This is a genomic window from Streptomyces sp. NPDC051677, from assembly GCF_044453465.1.
Lineage (GTDB): Bacteria > Actinomycetota > Actinomycetes > Streptomycetales > Streptomycetaceae > Streptomyces.
The window spans coordinates 198,608-221,503 of the sequence record NZ_JBITCT010000015.1 but is presented as its reverse complement, the minus strand read 5'-3'; the positions used below and the strand labels follow the sequence as shown (position 1 = coordinate 221,503).

At 71.4% G+C, this 22,896-nt stretch carries 21 protein-coding genes; 10 read left to right on the top strand and 11 right to left on the bottom strand.

From position 1 onward, the window contains the following. Positions 1 to 191 precede the first annotated feature (191 nt). Together ACIBAF_RS20250 and ACIBAF_RS20245 are read right to left on the bottom strand one after the other, a co-directional pair. On the bottom strand, positions 192 to 308 hold the full coding sequence (locus ACIBAF_RS20250) for an SGM_5486 family transporter-associated protein (RefSeq protein ID WP_399464583.1): 117 nt from the start codon (positions 306 to 308) through the stop codon (positions 192 to 194). Between the two features lie 43 nt (positions 309 to 351). Further along, positions 352 to 1,740, bottom strand: a complete 1,389-nt coding sequence (locus ACIBAF_RS20245; RefSeq protein ID WP_399464582.1) for a CynX/NimT family MFS transporter — start codon at positions 1,738 to 1,740, stop codon at positions 352 to 354. 69 nt (positions 1,741 to 1,809) lie between these two features. On the opposite strand from ACIBAF_RS20245, the gene ACIBAF_RS20240 reads away from it, so the two are divergent. Further along, positions 1,810 to 2,499, top strand: coding sequence for a FadR/GntR family transcriptional regulator (locus ACIBAF_RS20240; protein ID WP_399464581.1), 690 nt, complete (start codon positions 1,810 to 1,812; stop codon positions 2,497 to 2,499). Here ACIBAF_RS20240 and ACIBAF_RS20235 read toward each other — a convergent pair. The 3 genes from ACIBAF_RS20235 to fabG all read right to left on the bottom strand — a co-directional run bounded on the left by ACIBAF_RS20235 (position 2,480) and on the right by fabG (position 4,433). Further along, a complete protein-coding gene (locus ACIBAF_RS20235) occupies positions 2,480 to 2,815 on the bottom strand; it encodes a hypothetical protein (RefSeq protein ID WP_399464580.1) in 336 nt (111 codons plus the stop codon). The two genes, ACIBAF_RS20240 and ACIBAF_RS20235, sit on opposite strands and share 20 nt — an antisense overlap. Before the next feature lie 140 nt (positions 2,816 to 2,955). Then, a complete protein-coding gene (gene fabI / locus ACIBAF_RS20230) occupies positions 2,956 to 3,723 on the bottom strand; it encodes an enoyl-ACP reductase FabI (protein ID WP_399464579.1) in 768 nt (255 codons plus the stop codon). 5 nt (positions 3,724 to 3,728) lie between these two features. Further along, a complete protein-coding gene (fabG, locus tag ACIBAF_RS20225) occupies positions 3,729 to 4,433 on the bottom strand; it encodes a 3-oxoacyl-[acyl-carrier-protein] reductase (RefSeq protein WP_399464578.1) in 705 nt (234 codons plus the stop codon). Positions 4,434 to 4,677: 244 nt separating this feature from the next. On the opposite strand from fabG, the gene ACIBAF_RS20220 reads away from it, so the two are divergent. From ACIBAF_RS20220 to tyrS, 3 genes are all read left to right on the top strand, one after another. Next, positions 4,678 to 6,201 (top strand): TldD/PmbA family protein, encoded by a 1,524-nt coding sequence (locus ACIBAF_RS20220; RefSeq protein WP_399464577.1) that lies wholly within the window; start codon positions 4,678 to 4,680, stop codon positions 6,199 to 6,201. After that, positions 6,198 to 7,592 (top strand): metallopeptidase TldD-related protein, encoded by a 1,395-nt coding sequence (locus tag ACIBAF_RS20215; RefSeq protein ID WP_399464576.1) that lies wholly within the window; start codon positions 6,198 to 6,200, stop codon positions 7,590 to 7,592. Before ACIBAF_RS20220 ends, ACIBAF_RS20215 begins: the two co-directional genes overlap by 4 nt. A 99-nt stretch (positions 7,593 to 7,691) precedes the next feature. After that, positions 7,692 to 8,957, top strand: coding sequence for a tyrosine--tRNA ligase (tyrS, locus tag ACIBAF_RS20210; protein ID WP_399464575.1), 1,266 nt, complete (start codon positions 7,692 to 7,694; stop codon positions 8,955 to 8,957). 72 nt (positions 8,958 to 9,029) lie between these two features. On the opposite strand, the gene ACIBAF_RS20205 is transcribed toward tyrS, so the two are convergent. Further along, positions 9,030 to 9,308, bottom strand: coding sequence for a GlsB/YeaQ/YmgE family stress response membrane protein (locus tag ACIBAF_RS20205; RefSeq protein ID WP_399464574.1), 279 nt, complete (start codon positions 9,306 to 9,308; stop codon positions 9,030 to 9,032). A 203-nt stretch (positions 9,309 to 9,511) separates the two neighbouring features. On the opposite strand from ACIBAF_RS20205, the gene ACIBAF_RS20200 reads away from it, so the two are divergent. Together ACIBAF_RS20200 and ACIBAF_RS20195 are read left to right on the top strand one after the other, a co-directional pair. Next, entirely contained in the window at positions 9,512 to 9,925 is a 414-nt protein-coding gene (locus ACIBAF_RS20200; protein ID WP_399464573.1) for a DUF3099 domain-containing protein, read from the top strand. A gap of 212 nt (positions 9,926 to 10,137) precedes the next feature. Continuing rightward, positions 10,138 to 10,353, top strand: coding sequence for a hypothetical protein (locus ACIBAF_RS20195; RefSeq protein ID WP_399464572.1), 216 nt, complete (start codon positions 10,138 to 10,140; stop codon positions 10,351 to 10,353). Positions 10,354 to 10,359: 6 nt separating this feature from the next. Here ACIBAF_RS20195 and moaA read toward each other — a convergent pair whose 3' ends face one another. The 3 genes from moaA to ACIBAF_RS20180 form a co-directional block, all read right to left on the bottom strand. Next, positions 10,360 to 11,349, bottom strand: a complete 990-nt coding sequence (moaA, locus tag ACIBAF_RS20190) for a GTP 3',8-cyclase MoaA (RefSeq protein ID WP_399464571.1) — start codon at positions 11,347 to 11,349, stop codon at positions 10,360 to 10,362. Positions 11,350 to 11,508: 159 nt separating this feature from the next. Next, positions 11,509 to 13,137, bottom strand: coding sequence for a cation acetate symporter (locus tag ACIBAF_RS20185; RefSeq protein WP_399464570.1), 1,629 nt, complete (start codon positions 13,135 to 13,137; stop codon positions 11,509 to 11,511). Beyond that, positions 13,134 to 13,490, bottom strand: a complete 357-nt coding sequence (locus tag ACIBAF_RS20180; RefSeq protein WP_399464569.1) for a DUF485 domain-containing protein — start codon at positions 13,488 to 13,490, stop codon at positions 13,134 to 13,136. Before ACIBAF_RS20180 ends, ACIBAF_RS20185 begins: the two co-directional genes overlap by 4 nt. A gap of 312 nt (positions 13,491 to 13,802) precedes the next feature. On the opposite strand from ACIBAF_RS20180, the gene ACIBAF_RS20175 reads away from it, so the two are divergent. The 3 genes from ACIBAF_RS20175 to ACIBAF_RS20165 all read left to right on the top strand — a co-directional run bounded on the left by ACIBAF_RS20175 (position 13,803) and on the right by ACIBAF_RS20165 (position 17,933). Then, positions 13,803 to 15,338 carry a S8 family serine peptidase gene (locus ACIBAF_RS20175; RefSeq protein WP_399464568.1) on the top strand — a complete coding sequence of 512 codons (1,536 nt, stop codon included), beginning with the start codon at positions 13,803 to 13,805 and terminating at the stop codon, positions 15,336 to 15,338. Positions 15,339 to 15,410: 72 nt separating this feature from the next. Beyond that, on the top strand, positions 15,411 to 16,883 hold the full coding sequence (locus tag ACIBAF_RS20170; RefSeq protein ID WP_399464567.1) for a CoA transferase: 1,473 nt from the start codon (positions 15,411 to 15,413) through the stop codon (positions 16,881 to 16,883). 93 nt (positions 16,884 to 16,976) lie between these two features. Beyond that, positions 16,977 to 17,933, top strand: coding sequence for a copper resistance D family protein (locus ACIBAF_RS20165; RefSeq protein ID WP_399464566.1), 957 nt, complete (start codon positions 16,977 to 16,979; stop codon positions 17,931 to 17,933). A gap of 190 nt (positions 17,934 to 18,123) precedes the next feature. Here ACIBAF_RS20165 and ACIBAF_RS20160 read toward each other — a convergent pair whose 3' ends face one another. Together ACIBAF_RS20160 and ACIBAF_RS20155 are read right to left on the bottom strand one after the other, a co-directional pair. Then, on the bottom strand, positions 18,124 to 18,792 hold the full coding sequence (locus ACIBAF_RS20160; RefSeq protein WP_399464565.1) for a lysoplasmalogenase: 669 nt from the start codon (positions 18,790 to 18,792) through the stop codon (positions 18,124 to 18,126). Continuing rightward, positions 18,789 to 19,673: a sterol desaturase family protein gene (locus tag ACIBAF_RS20155; RefSeq protein ID WP_399464564.1), complete on the bottom strand. Its 885-nt coding sequence runs from the start codon at positions 19,671 to 19,673 to the stop codon at positions 18,789 to 18,791. Before ACIBAF_RS20155 ends, ACIBAF_RS20160 begins: the two co-directional genes overlap by 4 nt. Positions 19,674 to 19,824: 151 nt before the next feature. On the opposite strand from ACIBAF_RS20155, the gene ACIBAF_RS20150 reads away from it, so the two are divergent. After that, on the top strand, positions 19,825 to 22,893 hold the full coding sequence (locus ACIBAF_RS20150) for an NACHT domain-containing protein (protein ID WP_399464563.1): 3,069 nt from the start codon (positions 19,825 to 19,827) through the stop codon (positions 22,891 to 22,893). Positions 22,894 to 22,896: the final 3 nt, after the last annotated feature.

Sequence of the window (22,896 nt, the reverse complement as noted above, 5' to 3'; positions counted from 1 at the left end):
CCGACGGACGTCGAGCTCGCCGCATAACCCCAGCAACCCCGAACCACACCAAACCCGTCAGGGGCGCCTTGACGGAAGACATAGAGGCACCCCCCCCCGCCCCGCTCCCCCGCCGCACCGCGGCGGAGACGGGTCGCGTCGGATCGGGTCGCGTCGGATCGGGTCGCGTCGGGTCGCGTCGGGTCGGACCGTCAGGGTGAGGCGATGGTCGCGATGACGGCGATGATCACGAAGATGGCGAGGAACGAGCCGAAGACGATCAGCATCTTCTTCTGGCCGTTCTGCGGATTCGGGTCGAGCAAGGGCATACGGCAAGTCTCGCACCCCGCGCCCACGAGGCTCCGTCCGGGGTCAGCGCGCGGCTTCCGCCTCCACGGTGCGGTCACGGCCCGCCAGGACGCCGACGACCGTCTGCGGGACCATCAGGGCCGCCATGAGGGCGAGGGGCAGGCCCCAGCCGCCGCTGTGCTGATAGAGCACCCCCACCAGGAGCGGGCCGGGGATGGAGATCAGATAGCCGGTGCTCTGCGCGAAGGCCGACAGCTGGGCCACGCCCGCCCCGGTCCTGGCGCGCATCCCGACCATCGTCAGGGCCAGCGGGAAGGCGCAGTTGGCGACGCCGAGCAGCAGGGCCCAGGCCCAGGCGCCCGCCGTGGGCGCGAGGTACAGGCCCGCGTATCCGACGAGTCCGCAGACGCCGAGGGCGACCACGATCGGGCCCTGCTGCGGCAGCCGGGTGGCCACACGCGGGATCACGAAGGCCAGGGGGACGCCCATCGCCATCGTCACGGCGAGGAGCAGTCCGGCGGTGCTCGCGGGCACGCCCGCGTCCCGGAAGATCTGCGGCAGCCAGCCCATGGTGACGTAGGCGGCGGTGGCCTGGAGGCCGAAGAAGACGGCGAGCGCCCAGGCGGTGCGGCTGCGGGTGATGCGCAGCGGCGCCGACGGCTGCCCCACGCGCGCGTGGGCCTGCGGGTCGGGTCGCGCTGCCCGCTCGCACCGCTCCCCCGGCTCCCGCCGCCCCGTCGGCTCCTGCCGTGCGGGCTCCTGCCGCTCCCCTGCCGGGCCCCCCTCGCCGGGCGCCGTCCCCCGGTCCCGGACGAGCAGCAGCCACGGCAGGACGGCCGCCGCCGCCAGGCCCGCCCACACCGCGAGCCCGGTCCGCCAACTGCCGCCCAGCGCCTCGGTCATGGGCACGGTGACCGCGGCGGCGGTCGACGTGCCGAGGGCCAGAGCCATCGAGTACAGGCCGGTCATGGAGCCGACGCGGTCGGGGAAGTGGCGCTTGACGATGACCGGCATCAGGACGTTGCTGACAGCGATGCCCATGAGGGCGAGGGCGCTGGCGGCGAGGAAGCCGGCCGTGCCGCCCGCGTAGGGGCGCACGAGCAGCCCCGCCGTGATGGCGGCCATGCCCGCGCACACCACCGCGCCAGGCCCGAAGCGGCGGGCGAGGCGGGGCGCCGTCACGCCGAAGACGGCGAAGCAGAGCGGCGGCACGGAGGTGAGGAGCCCGGCCACGCCGCCGCTCATGCCCAGTCCGTCGCGGACCTCTTCGAGGAGGGCGCCGAGGCTGGTGATGGCGGGGCGGAGGTTGAGGGCGGCCAGCACGATGCCGACCATGAGCAGCCGCGTCGTCCACGCGCGTGTGGCCGCTCGTGGGGGCTCACCCGCCGCCGGGGTACGCAGGGGCGTGGTCGTCCTCGTCCGTGTCCGCTCGTTCGCCATGCCGCCCATCATAGAATCATAGGATGATTGCTTGTCCATCCCGGGTTGTCCGCGCCCGCCCCACCCGTGCGAAGGTGTGCCATGCCTCTGAGCCATCCCCGTCGCTCTGCGCTCTCCGAGCAGGTCATCGCCGCGCTGCGCACCCAGATCACGTCGGGTGAGTGGCCGGTCGGCGCGCGCATCCCCACGGAGCCCGAGCTGGTCGAGCAGTTGGGCGTCGCCCGCAACACCGTCCGCGAGGCCGTCCGTGCGCTCGCGCACAACGGGCTGCTGGACATCCGGCAGGGCTCGGGCACGTACGTCGTGGCGACCAGCGAGCTGGCGGGCGTGATGCACCGCCGCTTCGCCGACGCCGACCCCCGGCACATCGCCGAGCTGCGCTCCAACCTGGAGTCGGGCGCGGCGAGGCTCGCGGCGGAGCGCCGCACGGAGAAGGACCTCAAGCAACTCGACGCGCTGGTGCTACGGCGCGAGGAGGCGTGGGAGTCGGGTGACGCGGAGGCGTTCGTGGCGGCCGACGCGACCTTCCACCTGGCGGTGGTGGCGGCGTCCCACAACGACGTCATGACGGCGATGCACGCGGACCTCGGCGAGGTGCTGCGGGACTGGCTGCGCGAGGACGTCGGCGAGGAGCTGACGCCGGAGACGTACATGGACCACACCCGGCTCATGGACGCGATCCGCGCGGGCGACGCGGAGACGGCCGCGGTCGAGGCGGCGAGCTATCCGCTGCTCTGCCGGCCCGGGCGGCTCAGACCTTCTGGTGACTGATCCAGGCCGAGCGGACTTCCTTCCAGCAGCGGCCGGTCAGCCGTACCGTCATGGCCGGTCCGGCGTCGACGGGGGCGCCGTCGGTGTCCAGGTCCCACCAGCGGTCGCACTCGATGTGGAGGATGACGCGGTCGGTGTCGGCGTAGGGGTTGTGGCAGTAGGCGACGACGTGCGAGCCGTCGACGGCGGTGCGGCACTCCGCGCCGAACGGTTCGGGCTTCGCCTGCACGCGCGCGTGGGACGACGCCTCATGAGGCGCGCAGAGCGCGATCGCGACGACGGCGGTCACTGGGGCGAGGAAACGGAACAGGCGCACAAGGGAACCTCCTCGGCAGAGCTCGGGAGGGCAGCGCGTGGGTGAACGCGCACCTCATCGTGCCTGGTCGGGGACCTCGCCCGCCCGGCCAGATAGGCCGGACGGGTGATGGGTGCGCCGGGTGCTCGTGAGCGGTGGCGTCAGGCGCCGATGGCGTGCAGACCGCCGTCCACGTGGATGATCTCGCCGGTGGTCTTGGGGAACCAGTCGCTCAGCAGCGCGACGACGCCCTTGCCGGCCGGCTCCGGGTCCTTGAGGTCCCACTCCAGCGGGGAGCGGTGGTCCCAGACGGAGGCGAGGTCGCTGAAGCCCGGGATGGACTTGGCGGCCATGGAGCCGATGGGGCCCGCCGAGATCAGGTTGCAGCGGATGTTCTGCTTGCCCAGGTCACGGGCCATGTAGCGGCTGGTGGCCTCCAGGGCGGCCTTGGCCGGGCCCATCCAGTCGTACTGCGGCCACGCGTACTGCGCGTCGAAGGTGAGGCCGACGACCGAGCCGCCGTTCTGCATCAGCGGCAGGCAGGCCATGGTCAGCGACTTCAGGGAGTACGCCGAGACGTGCATGGCGGTGGCGACGGACTCGAACGGCGTGTTGAGGAAGTTGCCGCCGAGCGCGTCCTGCGGGGCGAAGCCGATGGAGTGCACGACGCCGTCGAGGCCGCCGAGCTCCTCGCCGACGATGTCGGCCAGGCGCCCGAGGTGCTCGTCGTTCGTCACGTCGAGCTCGATGACCTTGGTGGGCTTGGGCAGCTTCTTGGCGATGCGCTCGGTCAGCGTGGGCCGCGGAAACGCGGTCAGGATGATCTCGGCGCCCTGCTCCTGGGCCAGCTTGGCCGCGTGGAAGGCGATGGAGGACTCCATCAGCACGCCGGTGATCAGGACGCGCTTGCCGTCGAGGATTCCGCTCATGGTGATCAGTGACCCATTCCCAGTCCGCCGTCAACGGGGATGACGGCTCCAGTGATGTACGAGGCGTCGTCCGAGGCGAGGAACCGCACCGTCGCGGCGATCTCCTCCGGCTGCGCGTACCGGCCGAGCGGGACCTGCGAGACGATGCCCGCGCGCTGCTCGTCGGTGAGCACCTTGGTCATGTCGGTGTCGACGAAGCCGGGCGCGACGACGTTGAAGGTGATGTTGCGCGATCCCAGCTCACGGGCGAGGGAGCGCGCGAAGCCGACCAGGGCGGCCTTGGAGGCGGAGTAGTTCGCCTGCCCGGGCGAGCCGTAGAGCCCCACGACCGACGAGATCAGGACGACACGGCCCTTCTTGGCGCGCAGCATGCCGCGGTTGGCGCGCTTGACCACGCGGAACGTGCCGGTGAGGTTGGTGTCGATGACCGAGGTGAAGTCCTCCTCGGACATGCGCATCAGGAGCTGGTCCTTGGTGACGCCCGCGTTGGCGATCAGGACCTCGACGGGGCCGTGCTCGGCCTCGATCTCCTTGTAGGCCTGCTCCACCTGCTCGGAGTCGGTGATGTCGCACTTGACCGCGAGGAAGCCGGCCGGCGGCTCCCCCGAGCGGTACGTGATGGCGACCTTGTCGCCGGCGTCGGCGAACGCGCGGGCGATGGCGAGGCCGATGCCCCGGTTTCCTCCGGTGACGAGAACCGAGCGGCTCAACGGATCACCCTTTCGATAGGGGTCTGACGCACCTGCCCGAACACGGGATGACAGGCGGCTTCCCTCGAAACCTATCGGTCCGCGTCCGGCCGGGGACATTCGGGCACCGACAGTGGCGCACGGGTCAGTCTGTGGGGTCCCTACAGAAAGTTTGCGGACGCAGCGCGGAAAGGTGTGGTCCCGGGGCCGCCGGGCGCGACATGATCGAGGCCTTCACAGGCGACGACACCAGGGAGAGACGTAGGTGCCCCATACCATCGATGAAAGTTTCACGGCACTACCCCTACGCGCCCTCGCCGACGCCGCTCTCGCACGCGCGCGTGCGCTCGGGGCGGAGCACGCGGACTTCCGGTTCGAGCGGGTGCGAGGCGCGTCCTGGCGGCTTCGGGACGCCAAGCCGGCCGGGTCGTCCGACACGACCGACCTCGGGTACGCGGTGCGGGTGGTGCACGGCGGGACGTGGGGGTTCGCCTCCGGCGTGGATCTGACGATGGACGCCGCGGCCAAGGTCGCCTCGCAGGCCGTGGCGATGGCCAAGCTCTCCGCGCAGGTGATCCAGGCCGCCGGTTCGGACGAACGTGTGGAGCTGGCCGACGAGCCGGTGCACGCCGAGCAGACGTGGGTGTCGTCGTACGAGATCGACCCGTTCACCGTGCCCGACGAGGAGAAGGCGGCGCTGCTCGCGGACTGGAGCGCGCGGCTGCTGGCGGCCAACGGGGTCAACCACGTCGACGCCTCGCTGCTCACCGTCCACGAGAACAAGTTCTACGCCGACACGGCGGGCACCGTGACCACGCAGCAGCGGGTGCGGCTGCACCCGTCGCTGACCGCGGTGTCGGTCGACGAGTCCAGCGGCGAGTTCGACTCGATGCGCACGATCGCGCCGCCCGTCGGGCGCGGCTGGGAGTACCTCACGGGCACCGGCTGGGACTGGGACGACGAGCTCGCCCGGATCCCGGAGCTGCTCGCCGAGAAGATGCGCGCGCCGAGTGTGGACCCGGGGCTGTACGACCTGGTCGTCGACCCGTCCAACCTGTGGCTGACCATCCACGAGTCCATCGGGCACGCCACCGAGCTGGACCGCGCGCTCGGCTACGAGGCCGCCTACGCCGGCACCTCCTTCGCCACCTTCGACCAGCTCGGCAAGTTGAGGTACGGCTCCGAGCTGATGAACGTCACCGGTGACCGCACCGCCGAGCACGGCCTCGCGACCATCGGCTACGACGACGAGGGCGTCGCGGGCCAGTCCTGGGACCTGGTGAAGGACGGCACGCTGGTCGGCTACCAGCTGGACCGGCGGATCGCGAAGCTCACCGGGTTCGAGCGCTCCAACGGGTGCGCCTACGCCGACTCACCGGGCCACGTGCCCGTGCAGCGCATGGCCAACGTGTCGCTGCGGCCGGATCCGGCCGGGATGTCGACGGAGGATCTCATCGGCAGCGTCGACCGGGGCATCTACGTCGTCGGCGACCGCTCGTGGTCCATCGACATGCAGCGCTACAACTTCCAGTTCACCGGCCAGCGGTTCTTCAGGATCGAGAACGGGCGGATCACCGGGCAGCTGCGGGACGTGGCCTATCAGGCGACGACGACCGACTTCTGGGGTTCGATGGCGGCGGTGGGCGGTCCGCAGACGTACGTCCTCGGCGGCGCCTTCAACTGCGGCAAGGCCCAGCCGGGCCAGGTCGCGGCGGTGTCGCACGGCTGCCCGTCGGCCCTGTTCAAGGGCGTCAACATCCTCAACACCACGCAGGAGGCCGGTCGATGAGCGCCCGTAGCAACAAGCCGCACGAGGTCGTCGAGCGCGCCCTCGAGCTGTCGCGGGCCGACGGCTGTGTCGTCATCGCCGACGAGCAGTCGACGGCGAACCTGCGCTGGGCCGGCAACGCGCTCACGACCAACGGCGTCACGCGCGGGCGCACGCTCACCGTGATCGCCACGGTCGACGGCAAGGAGGGCACCGCCTCCGGTGTCGTCTCGCGGGCCGCCGTCACCGCGGATGAGCTGGAGCCCCTGGTCCGGGCCGCCGAGGCCGCCGCGCGCGGTGCGGGACCCGCCGAGGACGCGCAGCCGCTGGTCACGGGCGCGGCGCCCGCCCCGGAGTTCACGGAGGCGCCCGCGGAGACCTCGTCGGCGGTGTTCGCGGACTTCGCGCCCGCGCTGGGCGAGGCGTTCGCACGCGCGCGTGCGGGCGGCCGCGAGCTGTACGGGTTCGCCAACCACGAGCTGGTCTCCACGTACCTGGGCACGTCGACGGGGCTGCGGCTGCGGCACGACCAGCCGAACGGGACGCTGGAGCTGAACGCCAAGTCCCCGGACCGTACGCGCTCGGCGTGGGCGGGGCGCTCGACCCGGGACTTCAAGGACGTCGACCCGGGGGCGCTCGACGCCGAGCTGGCCATGCGGCTGGGCTGGGCCGAGCGGCGCATAGAGCTGCCCGCCGGGCGGTACGAGACGCTGCTGCCGCCGACCGCGGTGGCCGACCTGATGATCTACCAGCTGTGGTCGGCGTCCGGCCGGGACGCGACCGAGGGCCGGACGGTGTTCTCACAGCCCGGCGGCGGCACCCGGCTCGGCGAGAAGCTGACCGACCTGCCGCTGACGCTGCGCAGCGACCCGCACGAGCCGGGCCTGGAGTCGGCGCCGTTCGTCATCGCGCACTCCTCGGGCGGCGACCAGTCGGTCTTCGACAACGGGCTGCCCGTACGGCCCACCGAGTGGGTCGGCGGGGGCGAGCTGAAGCATCTGACGACCACCCGGCACAGCGCGGGCCTGACCGGCCTGCCGGTGGCTCCGGGCGCGGACAACCTGATCCTGGACGGCGGCGCGGACCGCTCCCTGGAGGAGATGGTCGCGAACACCGCGCGCGGGCTGCTGCTGACCTGCCTGTGGTACATCCGCGAGGTGGACCCGGCGACGCTGCTGCTCACGGGTCTGACCCGGGACGGCGTCTACCTCGTGGAGGACGGCGAGGTCGTCGGCGAGGTGAACAACTTCCGGTTCAACGAGTCGCCGGTCGGCCTGCTGGGGCGGGCGACGGAGGCGGGGCGCACGGAGAAGACACTGCCCCGGGAGTGGAGCGACTGGTTCACCAGGGCCGCGATGCCCGCGCTGCGGGTGCCGGACTTCAATATGAGCTCTGTCAGTCAGGGCGTATAACCTCGTAGCCGGGAGTCACTCGGCCGACCGGCTCGACTGCCCGCAGAGCATCGAGAAGACCAAGAACGTCAAGAAGATCATCAAGGAGATACGAGAACCGTGACGGACATCGTCGACGAGCTGAAGTGGCGTGGCCTGTGGGCCCTGTCCACTGACGAGGACGCTTTGCGCAAGGCGCTCGCGGACGGTCCCGTCACGTTCTATTGCGGTTTCGACCCCACCGCGGCCTCGCTGCACGTGGGCCATCTGGTGCAGGTCCTCACGATGCGCCGGCTCCAGCAGGCGGGGCTGCGTCCGCTGGCCCTGGTGGGCGGGGCGACCGGTCAGATCGGCGACCCGCGCCCCACGGCGGAGCGCACGCTGAACGACCCGGAGACGGTCGCGAACTGGGTGACCCGGCTGCGCGGGCAGATCGAGCCGTTCCTGTCCTTCGAGGGCGAGAACGCCGCGGTGATGGTGAACAACCTGGACTGGACGGCCGGCCTGTCGGCCATCGAGTTCCTGCGCGACATCGGCAAGCACTTCCGCGTCAACAAGATGCTGACCAAGGACTCGGTCGCCCGGCGGCTGGAGTCCCAGGAGGGCATCAGCTACACGGAGTTCAGCTACCAGCTGCTGCAGGGCATGGACTTCCTGGAGCTGTACCGGCGGTACGGCTGCACGCTCCAGCAGGGCGGCAGCGACCAGTGGGGCAACCTCACGGCGGGCCTGGACCTGATCCACAAGCTGGAGCCCGAGGCCGAGGCGCACTGTCTGGCGACGCCGCTGATGGTCAAGGCGGACGGCACCAAGTTCGGCAAGACCGAGGGCGGCGCGGTCTGGCTCGACCCGGAGATGACGACGCCGTACGCGTTCTACCAGTTCTGGCTGAACGTGGACGACCGGGACATCTCGACGTACATGCGGATCCTGTCCTTCAAGTCCCGCGAGGAGCTGGAGGAGCTGGAGCAGCAGACGCAGGAGCGTCCGCAGGCCCGGGCCGCGCAGCGGGCGCTGGCCGAGGAGCTGACGACGCTGGTGCACGGCGCCGGCCAGACGGCCGCGGTGATCGCCGCGTCCAAGGCCCTCTTCGGTCAGGGCGAGCTGGGCGACCTCGACGAGCGGACGCTGGCCGCGGCCCTCTCCGAGGTGCCGCACGCCCGGGTCGTCGAGCTCGGGCCGGTCGTGGACCTGTTCGCCGAGGTCGGCCTGGTGGCCAGCAAGTCCGCCGCGCGGCGGACCGTGAAGGAGGGCGGGGCCTACGTGAACAACGTCAAGGTCACGGCCGAGGACGCGGTACCCGTGAAGGAGGACCTCCTGCACGGGCGGTGGCTGGTGCTGCGGCGGGGGAAGAAGAACCTGGCCGCGGTCGAGGTCACCGGCTGACCGGTGGGGCGGTAGGACGGACGACGGGGCGGCTTCCCGGGGGAAGCCGCCCCGTCGTCGTGTGCCGAGCGTTCAGGCCCGCTGCTTTCGCTTGCCCAGCGTCGCCATGTAGAGATTGTCGCCGAGGGCGACGATGATGATCGCGGCGATGAGCTGGAAGATGTGGCGCCACCAGTCGATGCCCGAGGTGGCTTCAACGCCGAAGCCGCGGGCGATCGCGTTGCCCGCGACCGCGCCCAGCATGCCGAAAATGGTGGTCAGCCAGAGCGGGCTGTGCTGCTTGCCCGGGATGATCGCCTTCGCGATCAGGCCCAGCACGAATCCCACGATGATCGCCCACAACCAGCCCATGGCTGCCTCCTCGTACGGCTCTACGTGAGCATTGCCCCTCAGTCTCGATCCGCTCGCCGTACGGCGCATGTCGGGTACGGCCGTACGCGGGACGGCGCAGAACGTCTCCCCGGGCGGGAGACGACCCGGTCTCGAAGGCGGCGCAGTCGCGGCGTAACGTGGACAGTCGGGGAGAGGCCGATGCGGGTGGACGGTGGAATGTGATGCGGAAGCAGGGTGGCGGCGGGAACGTCCAGGTGTTCCGGATCACCGGCGCCCGGCAGGGTCTCCAGGACGACGTGCGGGGCCGTCAGCGGCGGTACGTCATCTCGATGTCGGTCCGTACGGTGTCGGTGATCCTCGCGGCGACGTTGTGGAACGTGGAACGGCATGTGGCGATCGTGGCGTTGGTCCTGGGGGTGGTGCTCCCCTATGTCGCGGTGGTGATCGCCAACGCCGGACGGGAGAACGTGCCTTCGCTGCCCTCCACTTTCCTGACCGTGCCGGTGCGGCCGATGGTGACGCCTCCGAGCCCGGAAGACTCGGCGGAATCCGCTCCGGAGGGGCCGGAAAGGGAAGGCTTCGCGGAATCCCTCAGGGAGGAGCCGGCGCCCGGTCCCGCTGAGCGGCGGCCGTGAGTGGGCCATGGGTCGGCCATGAGCGGACTGTGCGCCAAGCTCAGGAAAAGCTCAGATCAATCATGTTGTTCCAGTGCCGTGGGAGCGGTCGGCCGTGACATACTTCGTACGCGCTCCGCATCCCCCGTCGGAGCGACGGACCGACGCCGGGCAGCTCCCCCCGTGGCTGCTCGGCGTCGCCTTTGTGTGCGGGTTCTCTGTGGGACGAAGCTGTGAGTGACGAGACGCCGATCTGTTCCGCCAAAGGCTGCCGTGTCGACGCGGTGTGGGTGTTGGCGTGGAACAACCCGAAGATCCATACGCCGGAGCGGCGCAAGACGTGGCTCGCGTGCGAGGAGCACCGGGAGCACCTGTCGCAGTTCCTCGGGGTTCGGGGGTTCTTGAAGGACGTCGTGTCGCTGAAGGAGTGGGAGGAGCCGGAGGACTGAGGTCCTTCAGCCTCCGATCGCCGACATGGGCCGGTCCGGCTGGACGAACGACGGGTCGTCCAGGCCCGCTCCCGCCTTCTTGCCCCACATCGCCAGGCGCCAGATGCGGGCTATCTCCTCGTCGGGGGCGCCGGAGCGCAGGGCCCCTCGCAGATCGGTCTCCTCGCGGGCGAAGAGGCAGGTGCGGACCTGGCCGTCGGCGGTGAGGCGGGTGCGGTCGCAGGCGGCGCAGAAGGGGCGGGTGACGGAGGCGATGACGCCGACGCGGTGCGGGCCGCCGTCCACCAGCCAGCGTTCGGCCGGGGCCGAGCCGCGTTCGCCCTGGCCCTCGGGGGTGAGGTCGAAGCGGGTGCGCAGGGAGGCGAGGATGTCGCCTGCCGTGACCATGCCCTCGCGCTTCCAGCCGTGTTGGGCGTCCAGCGGCATCTGCTCGATGAAGCGCAGCTCGTAGGCGTTCTCGACGGCCCAGGCCAGCAGGTCAGGGGCTTCGTCCTCGTTCAGGCCCGGCATCAGGACCGCGTTGACCTTCACCGGGGTCAGGCCTGCCGCGCGGGCGGCTTCGAGGCCTTCGAGGACGTCCTTGTGGCGGTCCCGGCGGGTGAGGGTTTTGAAGACGTCGGGGCGCAGGGTGTCGAGGGAGACGTTGACCCGGTCCAGGCCCGCCGCCTTCAGGGCCGTGGCGGTGCGGCGCAGGCCGATGCCGTTGGTCGTCAGGGACATCTGGGGGCGGGGGGTCAGGGCCGCGACCCGTTCGACGATGCCGACCAGGCCGGGGCGCAGCAGGGGCTCGCCGCCGGTGAAGCGGACTTCCTCGATGCCGAGCGTGGAGACGGCTATGTCGATCAGGCGGACGATCTCGTCGTCCGTGAGGAGGTCGGGCTTGGCCAGCCACTGCAGGCCCTCCTCGGGCATGCAGTAGGTGCAGCGCAGATTGCACCGGTCGGTCAGCGAGACTCTCAGGTCGGTGGCCGTTCGGCCATAGGTGTCGATGAGCACGTGGCCCCCTCCCTCATAGCGGATCGCTGTTCTCTCCCGTCACCTGCGAGCCTACGTGACGGCACTGACAACAACAGAGCCCGATCCCACGAGGCGGGACGCGGCCGCGTCGTAGAGAGCTACGACGCGGCCTCGGAGGGGGGTGTGGTCAGTGGGTGCTCAGTGGGCTCCGGTGCCGGTCAGGGAGCGGACCTCCAGTTCGGCGTACTTCTTGTCGTCGGGCTCTTCCTTCGACAGGAGGGTGCCGACGATGCCCAGCAGGAAGCCGACCGGGATCGAGATGAGGCCGGGGTTCTCCAGCGGGAACCAGTGGAAGTCGACGTCCGGGAACATCGAGCTGGGCTTGCCGGAGACGACCGGCGAGAACAGCACCAGGCCGACGGCGGTGACCAGGCCGCCGTAGATCGACCACAGGGCTCCGGCGGTGGTGAACCGCTTCCAGAAGAGGCTGTAGAGGATCGTCGGAAGGTTGGCGGAGGCGGCGACCGCGAAGGCCAGGGCGACCAGGCCGGCCACGTTCAGATCGCGGGCGAGGGCGCCCAGGAGGATGGAGACGGCGCCGATGCCGACCGTGGCGTAGCGGGCCGCGCTCATCTCCTGCTTCTCGGTGGCCTGGCCTCGCTTGATGACGTTCGCGTAGATGTCGTGCGCGAACGACGAGGACGAGGCGAGGGTGAGGCCGGCGACGACCGCGAGGATCGTGGCGAAGGCGACCGCCGAGATGGTGGCCAGCAGGATCGCGCCCCAGTTGGAGTCGACTCCGCCCAGATGCAGTGCCAGCAGCGGCGCTGCCGTGTTGCCGGCCTTGTTGGACGCGATGATCTCGTCCGGCTTGATCAGCGCGGCGGCGCCGAAGCCGAGGGCGAGGGTCATCAGGTAGAAGGCGCCGATCAGGCCGATGGCCCAGATGACCGACTTACGGGCGGCCTTGGCGGTGGGCACGGTGTAGAAGCGGATCAGGATGTGCGGCAGGCCGGCGGTGCCCAGGACCAGGGCGATGCCGAGGGAGATGAAGTCCAGCTTGGTGGTGCCGGTGGCGCCGTACTTCAGGCCGGGCTCCAGGAAGGCCGTGCCCTTGCCGCTGTTGTCGGCGGCCGAGCCGAGCAGGTCGGAGACGTTGAAGTCGAACTTCAGCAGCACCAGGAAGGTGAGCAGAAGAGCGCCCGCGATCAGCAGGACCGCCTTGACCATCTGGACCCAGGTGGTGCCCTTCATGCCGCCGATCGTCACGTAGACGATCATCAGGACGCCGACCAGGGCCACGATGCCGATCTTGCCGCCGTCGCTGGTGATGCCGAGGAGCAGCGAGACCAGGACGCCCGCGCCCGCCATCTGGGCCAGCAGGTAGAAGATCGAGACGACGATGGTGGAGGTGCCCGCGGCCGTGCGGACGGGGCGCTGGCGCATGCGGTACGCCAGGACGTCGCCCATCGTGTAGCGGCCGGAGTTGCGCAGCGGCTCGGCGACCAGGAGCAGGGCGACCAGCCAGGCGACGAGGAAGCCGATGGAGTACAGGAAGCCGTCGTAGCCGAAGAGGGCGATGGCGCCGGCGATGCCGAGGAAGGACGCGGCGGACATGTAGTCGCCGGAGACGGCGAGGCCGTTCTGGAAGCCGGTGAACTGGCGGCCGCCGGCGTAGAAGTCGGCGGCGTCCTTGGTCTGGCGGCCGGCCCAGACGGTGATGACGAGGGTCGCGACGACGAAGACCGCGAACAGGGTGATGATCAGGGTGCGGTGCTCGCTCGCCTCACCGGCCGCGAGCAGGGTGGTGTGCTGAGCGGGGCTCATGCGTCGCCCTCCATACGGGACTTGATGGCCTCGGCCTTGGGGTCGAACCTGGCGGCGGCCGTGCGCGCGTACCACCAGGCGATGAGGAACGTGGTGAGGAACTGGGCGAGGCCCAGGGCGAGGGCGACGTTGATGTTGCCGAAGAGCTTGGTGCCCATGAAGTCGCCCGCGTAGTTGGACAGCAGGACGTACAGCAGGTACCAGGCGATGAAGGCGACGGTCAGCGGAAAGGCGAAGCCGCGGTAGGAGCTGCGCAGTTCACCGAACTCCGCGCTCTCCTGCACCGCGACGAACTCCTCGGCGGAGGGGAGTTGGGCTGGGGTTTTCGAGGGGGGCGGTGTCTCGGTGGCCACGGAGTCTCCTCGTTGCGGATGCGGGTCGGACGGCGAGAGGAGAAGAGTTCCCTCTCGCTCCCTGCCCAAGGTCACGGGGCCGCACGGGGACGGGTTCAACGCATCGGGCGGCTTGTTCGAAGTGGCCTTCGGCAGGACATGACCAACGAGCGTGGGCCGCGTCAGGTCATGGGTCGGCAAACTCGCAGCCTGGAAATCATTGCTGGCCGGTGAGTCAGGGAGATAGCTTCGGGCGAGCACCACCCGTCATGTACCTGTCCAAGCAGCACCTGTGCTTGGACAGGTCCCGTTTCCGGATGATGTGGAGACCCCATGGCTCATCTGCCTTCCAGACGCCGCCTCGCTCTCGCGGTGCCCGTCGTGCTGTCGCTGACCGCCTCCCTCGGCTTCCTGCCGACGGCGGCCTCGGCGGCCCCGGTCACGACCTCCGCCACCCAGACCGCCGACGCTGGCACCCTGGCGTACGTCGTCAACACGAAGGTGGACCACCGCACGATCGCGTCGGTGAAGAAGGCGATCGCCGCGGCCGGCGGCAGCGTCGTCGCGGCGTACGACAAGATCGGCGTGCTCGTCGTGCACTCGGCGAACCCCGACTTCGGCTCGCGGATACGCGCGGTGCGCGGGGTGCAGTCGGCCGGTGCGACCCGTACCGCGCCGCTGAGCGCCGCCGGGACCACCGACGAGGGTGCGGCGCAGGTCCTGTCGAAGGCGGAGGCCGCGAAGATCGAGAAGGCGTCCGACGCGGCCGGCCAGAGCGAGCCGCTCGAGGCCGACCAGTGGGACCTGCGGGCGATCGGCGCCGACAAGGCCGCCGAGATCAACCCGGGCAGCAAGAAGGTGACGGTCGCCGTGATCGACACCGGCGTCGACGACACCCACCCGGATCTCGCGCCGAACTTCTCCGCGTCCCAGTCGGCGAACTGCGTCGGCGGCGTCGCGGACACCACCCCCGGCGCGTGGCGGCCGTACAACCCGGCCGAGGACTACCACGGCACGCATGTCGCCGGTGAGATCGCGGCGGCCCGCAACGGCATCGGCGTGGCGGGCGTCGCGCCCGGGGTGAAGGTCGCCGGCATCAAGGTGAGCGACCCCAAGGACGGCCTCTTCTACCCGGAGAACGTCGTCTGCGCCTTCGTGTTCGCCGCCGACCACGGCGTCGAGGTCACGAACAACAGCTACTACGTCGACCCGTGGCTGTACAACTGCATGGACGACCCCGACCAGAAGGCCATCGTCGACGCGGTCAACCGGGCCCAGCTGTACGCCCAGAAGAAGGGCACGCTCAACGTCGCCTCGGCGGGCAACTCCAACCACGACCTGGACTCCGACGCTCTCGTCGACTCCTCCAGCCCCGACGACTCCACGCCGGTGACGCGGACGGTCGACCCGCACGAGTGCTTCGACGTCCCGACCCAGCTGCCGGGCGTCGTCACGGTGAGCGCGACGGGCGTCAAGGGCGCCAAGTCGTACTACTCCAGCTACGGTCTGGGCGTCGTCGACGTCGCGGCTCCGGGCGGCGACAAGTACCAGATCCCGGACACCCCGTCGGCCAACGGGCGCGTCCTGTCGACCATGCCGAACAACGCCTACGGCTTCCTGCAGGGCACCTCGATGGCGTCGCCGCACGTGTCCGGTGTGGCCGCGCTGCTGAAGTCGACGCACCCGTGGGCGACGCCGGCCCAGCTGCAGGCGCTGCTCAAGATGCAGGCCGACAGCACGGCATGCCCGGCCGGGCCGTACGACGGCGACGGTGACGGCGTCGTGGACGCGACGTGCGTCGGCGGCAAGCGCGTCAACGGCTTCTTCGGCTTCGGCGTCGTCAACGCGCTCAAGGCCGTGAAGAAGTAGGTCGCGCAGGACTCCGTGTAGGACCCACGCAGGTTCCTGACGGTGATGCCGTCACTGCTGCATCATGCAGCCATGACTGGTATCGAGATTGCCTGGTCCGCGGTGGGCGGCGACCCCGCTCTTCTTCCGCGGGTGTCGACCGTGGTGCGGGAAGGCGCTCTTCAGGGGCGCCTTCCCGTCCGGGAGCTGGCGCGGGCCTGTACGGGCGCGTGCGCGCTGGCCGCCGCCGAGCTGGGGGCGCGGCGGGCCGGGCTCGCGAAGACGCCCGCGGTCCGGGTGGACGACGGGGCGGTGGCCACCGCGTTCACCAGTGAGCGCCAGGTGCTGGTCGACGGGCGGGCGCCGGTCCTCTTCGCCCCGCTGTCGCGGTTCTGGCGCACGGCCGACGGATGGGTGCGCACCCACGCCAACTACCCCCACCACCGCGCGCGGTTGCTGAAGGCGCTCGACCTCACCGCGCACCCCGAGGACACCGCCCCGGCCGCCGTGGAAGCGGCGCTCGCCGAACGCCGCGCCCTGGACGTGGAGAACGCGGTGTACGCGGCCGGGGGCCTGGCCGTCGCGTTGCGCACGCCCGGAGAGTGGGCCGCGCACGAGCAGGCGGCCGCGGTAGCCGCTCGCCCCCTGGTCGAGCGGGGCCGACTGGACGAGGCACGCGCGCGTGCGTTCACGCCGCTGGACGGCCCCCCGCTGCTGCCCGCCGCCGGGCTGCGCGTCCTGGACCTGACCCGGGTGCTCGCCGGACCGGTCGCCACCCGCACCCTCGCCCTGCTGGGCGCGGACGTCCTGCGTCTCGACGCGCCCCACCTGCCCGAGCTTGCCGACCAGCACGCCGACACGGACTTCGGCAAGCGCTCGGCGCTGCTGGACCTGACGGCGGACCGGCGCGCCTTCGAGGAGTTGCTCGCGGCGGCGGACGTCGTGGTCACGGGGTACCGGCCGGGCGCCCTGGACCGGTTCGGGCTCTCCCCCGAGGCGCTGGCCGAACGCCGGCCCGGGCTGGTCGTGGCACAGGTGTCGGCGTGGGGCGCGTACGGGCCGTGGAGCGGGCGGCGCGGCTTCGACAGCCTGGTGCAGACGGCCACCGGCATCGCGACCGTCGAGGGCTCGGCCGAGCGGCCCGGCGCGCTGCCCGCGCAGGCCCTCGACCACGGCACCGGCTATCTGCTGGCGGCGGCCGTGCTGCGGGCGCTGACCGAGCAGTCCCATGACGGCGGCAGTCGGTTCGTGCGGCTGGCGCTGGCGCGGACGGCGGCATGGCTGACCGAGGGCGCCGGCCGGGACGGCGGCAGCGGAACGGACGCAGGGAAGGGGGTCCGGATGGGCGAAGGGGAGGGCAAAGGGATGCCCAAGGAGGAGCGGCGGGAAGCGGGCGGCGAGGTGAGCGGCGGCGCGTACGGGGGCCCGGAGCCCTGGCTCGCGGAGACCGACAGCCGTATCGGGCGGCTGCGGTACGCCCTTCCGGCGGTGTCGTTCGACGGCGGGCCGGGCGACTGGACGCGGCCGCCCGGGGTCTGGGGGGCCGATCCGGCGCGCTGGCTCTGAGCCGCCGACGATTCACTCCCGGGTGGGCGCCACGTCCCCCGACCGCTTCAGGTCGGCTTGCCCCCTTTTGTCGTACATGGTGAAGATCCTGCCATGGCCCTCATACGACCGACCGAAGCAATCGACACCGCACGCCGTACCGGCCTCGGCCCCGGCCGGGCCGTTGCGCTGCTCGTCCTGGTGGCGCTCGGGGCACTGGTCCCCCTGCTCGGGCCGTCCGTCGCCGCGCACGGCACGGGGGAGGGCACGGCCCCGGATTCCGGCGTGGTCGCGCTGTTGCGGGCGGCGCTGTTCGCAGCGCTGTCCGTGCAGGTGGGCGAGGTGTTCGTGAGCGGACTCGTCCGGCGGCTGCCCGACGCCCCGGCCGACCGACCGGGCGACTGGGCGCCGTACGCGGCCGTCGTGGGGTTCGCCGCCGCCGCGACGGCCGGAGAGCTGGCGCCGCACGGTCACGGCTCACGGGGCGGGGTCCTCGCGCTGCTGGAGGCGATCGCGTTCGCGATGGCCGGGCTGTGCGCGCTCTCGCGCCGGCCGGACCATCAGATGTGGCCGCTCGCCGCCGTCGTCCTGGCGGAGGCGCTGCGCGCGCACCCGCCGACCGAGCACACCCCGCTGATCGGCTCCGGACTGACGGTCGTACACCTGACCTGCTCGGCCCTGTGGGCGGGCGGACTGCTGAACGTGCTCCGTACGCTGCGGCGGTGGGGCGGCGGCGAGGCGGGGGCCGCGGTGCTCGGGCTCTACGCGCGCGTGGCGGCCGTCCTGTTCGCCGGGGTGACCGCGACCGGGCTGTGCAGTTCGCTGCGCCGGCTGCCGTCGGCGAGCGTGCTCGACCAGCTCACGACAACGGCGTACGGGCGCGTGCTGCTCGCCAAGGTGCTCCTCGTCGGCGCGGTCGCCCTGCTCGCCCTGTGGGCGCGGACCCGGCTGCGCCAGGCGCCCGACCCGCTGACCGCCTGCTCCCCCGCGCGCGTGGAGATCGTCACGCTGGGTGTGGTGGTCGCGGTGTCGGGGTTGCTGACGGCATTGCCGCTGCCGACCAACGGATGACGGTCAGCGTCGTCACGTCGGAGCCGGCTGGGGGACCCCCGGCCCGGGCTGCCGGACTGCCGGGCTGTCGGGCTGCCGGGCTGCCGGGCCGCCTCGCCGCGGTGCGCCCGCGGGTCGCCGCCGCAGATGCAGGCGCGCCGCACCCATGATGCGCTTCCCAGGGTCCTTCTCGTCTCTGGTGTACGTGCGCTCAAGGGGTCGTCGAGCGTGCTGCGCCGTACGACGTCGCCGACGCGCGTCGCCCGCCGAGGGCGCCGAGGGCGCCGTGGACCAGCAGGAACTGTGCGGCGATGTAGGTGAGCATGATCCACAGGTCGGGGCGCGGGGGCTGCGGCCAGTCGGCGACGCCGGTCGCGATGAGGGTGTCGGAGAGCAGGAACAGCGCGCCGCCCGCGCCGGCGACCGGGCCGAGCCGGGTGACGGCGGAGAAGGCCATGGCCGTGAGCAGGGTGCTGTAGACGGCGACGGGGAGGCGCAGGTCCGTGGGGAGGCCGGGCCACAGCAGGGCGACGGTGGCGATCAGGGCGACGGCGTAGGGGGCGAGGAGAGCGCCGCGCGCGCGTGGGCGGCCGCTGCGCGCGAACAGCGCCAGGTAGCAGACGTGTCCGGCGGCGAAGGAGGCCATGCCGGCGAGGAAGGCGGGGTCGGCGTCACGGAGCAGCAGGACGTCGCCGCCCCAGCCGCACAGGAGGGCGGCGACCAGCGGCCGGGGCGCGCCGCGCAGGGCGGCCCAGGCGGCGAGGAGGGGCATGAGCAGCGGCTTGGCGAGGACATGCCCCGTGTCGAAGCCCGCCGCGAGGGAGATCAGGTCCACGGCCGTGGCGAGGCCGAAGGCGGCGAGCGGGAGGCGGGGGTTCACGCGGCCGCGTTCTCCTCGACCGACGACGGGGCGGGGGCGGCTGCGGCGGTCGACGCCGGCTGCCAGCCGGGCCCGCGGAACACCCGCCCCGTCCGTTCGCGCCAACCGCTCGCCGCCTTCAGGTCCTTGGCGATTGCGACGTACTCGTGCGTGGCCACCTTGATCGGGTTGAACGTGCCGATGTTCTTGGTCAACCCGTAGACGGGCCGGTCCACCTCGGGCACGAAGGAGTGGAAGAGCCGGTCCCAGACAATGAGGATGCCGCCGAAGTTGCGGTCCAGGTAGCCGCCCTGGGAGGCGTGGTGGACGCGGTGGTGGGAGGGCGTGTTGAACACGAACTCGAACCACCGGGGCAGCTTGTCGATCCGCTCGGTGTGGATCCAGAACTGGTAGACGAGGTTGGCCGAGGAGCAGAACGCGAGCGCGGCCGGGTGGACGCCGAGGGCGATCAGGGGGACGTAGAACGGCCAGACGGTCAGCGTGGTCCAGGGCTGGCGCAGCGCGGTGGTGAGGTTGAACTTCTCGCTGGAGTGGTGGACGACGTGACAGGCCCACAGGACGCGGATGACGTGGTGACCGCGGTGGGACCAGTAGTAGAAGAAGTCCTGCGCGAGCAGCATCAGCGGGAGCGTCCACCACAGGACGGGGACGCGCAGGGGCGTGAGTTCGTGGATCGCGGTGTAGATCGCGACGATCGGGATCTTCCAGAGGAAGTCGAAGAGGAGACTCCCGAGCCCCATGCCGACGCTCGTCACGGCGTCCTTCGCCTCGTACCCGGCCGCGGCCTCGTCGGGATGGATGCGGACGCTGATCATCTCGACCACGGTGAGCAGCACGAAGGCGGGTATCGACCACAGCACGACATCGGGCAGGTTCGGCATGCAGGCACCGTAGAACCGCTGGTGGGCCGCGGCTAGACGTTGTTACCCACAAGTATTCCCCACGGTACGCGCTTGCTTCTTGGCGATCTCCGCCAACGGCCCGGCGGGCCCTGCCTACGATGCCGTGGACGGCGGACGGGGAGGCCGGGGGATGCAGGGACTCGAAGTCGTGGTGGTGCGGCTGGCGTCGACGGTGGTCTCGACGGTCGCGAAGTCGATGCTCAAGCCGGGTTCGGGCGCGGGACTGGTACCGGATCCGATACGGCCGCTGCCCAGGCCGGCCGGGCCGGAGAGACTCGCGCGGGTGCTGGGCGGGCGGATCGCGGACGGGTACGCGGCGCTGCCGGAGCACGAGCGGCTGGCGGCCCTCACCGCGGTCCAGGACACGTTCGCGGCGGCGGGCGAGCTCACCTCCGACCGCTTGTTCGCGGCGGACCTCGACCCCTGGCGGCTCGCGGACGACCTGCGCCGCCCCGTGGACGACCTGGCGGAACCGGCTCGGAACCTCTACGCGGAGTTGCTGCGGCTGTGCTGCGCGCACGTCGTCGAACAGCTCACCGCACAGCCGTCGTTCGCGGCGCGCGCGGCGGTGGAGCAGACCCGGCGGACCGGGGCTCTGCTGCGGGACCGGGCGGACCCGGAGCCGCCGGCCCACCTGGCCTTCGAGCAGCGGTACGCGGACTTCGTCGCCGCGGCCCACGCCCGGCTGGAACTGTTCGGCGTCACCCTCGGTGGCCGGCGCAGTGCCGAGTGGCCGCTGGACACGGCGTACCTGAGCCTGGCCGTGAGCGGGGAGCGGCGCCACGGGCCGCCGGGCGAGGGACTGCCGGACGGGGCGTGGACGCCGGTGAAGGTGGAACAGGCGCTCGCGGACCGCCGGCGGCTGCTGCTGCGGGGCCCGGCCGGTTCGGGCAAGTCGACGCTGATGCAGTGGCTGGCGCTCAACGCAGCCCGGCGCAGCTTCGGCACGCAGCTCGCGGACTGGAACCGCTGCGTGCCGTTCGTCCTGCGACTCCGCTCGTTCACCACGCTCGACGGACTGCCGCTGCCCGAGGACTTCCTGACCGCCTCCGGCGTACCGCTGCGGGCGCCGCAGGGCTGGGTCGAGCAACTGCTGGGCAGCGGACGGGCGTTGGTCCTGGTCGACGGCGTCGACGAGGTGCCGCAGCGGCTGCGCGATCGTACGGAGAGATGGCTGAAGTCGCTGCTGACGGCCTTCCCGCAGGCCCGCTACGTGATCACCACCCGGCCGTCGGCGGTCCCGGAAGACTGGCTGGCGCCCGAGGGTTTCACGGCGCAGACCCTGCTGCCGATGGAGCGCGACGACATCCGGGCGTTCGTCCGGCACTGGCACGACGCGGCCCGCCAGGAGTGCGCCTCGGACGAGGAACGGCAGCTGCTCGACCAGTACGAGGCCGGCCTGACCGAGGCGGTGACCACCCGCCGCGACCTGGGCCGGCTCGCGACGAACCCGCTGATGTGCGCGCTGCTGTGCGCCCTGAACCGGGACCGGCGCACGTACCTGCCCCGCGCGCGCAAGGAACTGTACGACGCGGCCCTGGACATGCTGCTGGTGCGACGGGACACGGAGCGGGACATCTCCCCGGTCGAGGGCGTCGTCCTCTCCCGTGACGAACAGACGGCGCTGCTCCAGCGGCTGGCGTACTGGATGATCCGCAACGACCAGGTGGAGGCGGCCCGGGAGGAGGTCGTCTCGATGCTGGACGAGTGGCTGGCGGCGATGCCGCAGGTGCGGCAACAGGGCGACGCCGAGCAGGTCTTCGCGCACCTGTTGATCCGCAGCGGGCTGCTGCGCGAACCGGTGCCGGGTTACGTGGACTTCGTCCACCGCACCTTCCAGGACTACCTGGGGGCGAAGGCGGCCGTCGATGCCCGGGACTTCGGGGCGCTGGTGCGCAGCGCGCACGACGACCAGTGGGACGACGTCGTCCGCATGGCGGTGGGACACGCGCGCGTGGAGGAACGCACCCGGTTGCTGAGGCAGTTGCTGCGCAGGGCGGACAAGGAGCAGCGGCACCGGCACCGGCTGGTGCTGCTGGCGGCGGCGAGTCTGGAGCACGCGCCGGAGCTGGAGCCGGTGGTGCGGCGGGAAGTCGAGTCGCGGGCCGAGGAGTTGATGCCGCCGCGCTCGCCGGAGGAGGCGGAGGAGCTTGCGAAGGTCGGCGAGCTGGTGCTGGAACTGCTGCCGGGTCCGGAGGGGCTGGACGACAGGACCGCGGCCGCGGTGGTGCGGACGGCGGCGCGAGTCGGCGGGGACGCCGCGCTGGGGCTGATCGCACGGTTCCGCTCGGACAGCGGGATGGCGGTCACGGACGAACTGGCCCAATCCTGGCCCTACTTCGACGCCGGTGAGTACGCGAACCTGGTGTTGTCGGCGCTCAGGCCCCACGCCTATGTCACGGTGAGCACGCCCGAGCAGTTGGCCCAGCTGCCCGCTCTGCCGCACCTGGAGTGCATCGCCCTGAACGGTGCGCTCGGAATTCCGCCCGCGATCCTGGAGCGCGAGGGGCTCACGTACCTCTTGCTCAACGGCGACCCCACGCTGCGCGACCTGTCGCCGCTTCGGCTGCTGCCGGGCCTCAGGAGGTTCGCCGTCATGAACTGTCCGGAGGTGAGAGATCTCGAACCATTCCGGGAGCTTCCCTTGAGGGAGGTGTACCTTCACGACCTTTCGGAACGTGTGTCACTCGACCCCCTTGCCGACCTGCCGGAGCTGGAGCACCTCACGCTCGGCTTTCCGGCCGGGATCCGTCACGCCGAGGAGATTCCGGCCCGGCCCGGACTGACCGGCCTCGGCTTCACCATGGCCAGCCGCGAGATCGACGTACAGGGCCTGGAACGCTGGCCCGCACTGCGTCTACTGGCCCTCTCGGGCTCTCTGCAGGGGGGACAGGTGGACCGCGCGCAGTGTCCGAATCTGGGCGAACTTCACCTCGAATTCGCTCCCATCGACCTGACCGCTCTCCAAGGGCACCAGCGGCTTACGTCCCTTCTCCTGCGCCAGAGTCCACCGAGCTCGGGGCTCGCCCCGCTCCGCGAACTCCCGGACCTGACCCACCTGTCCCTGTGGGACTGCGGGGGTCCCATCGACCTGACTCCGCTCGCCGACCTGGAGAACCTCGTGGTGCGCACCAACAAGGGCACCCTCGTCGTCGGCGCCGAACACTTCCCGCCCGAACGCCTCAACCCCAGGACCTGACTT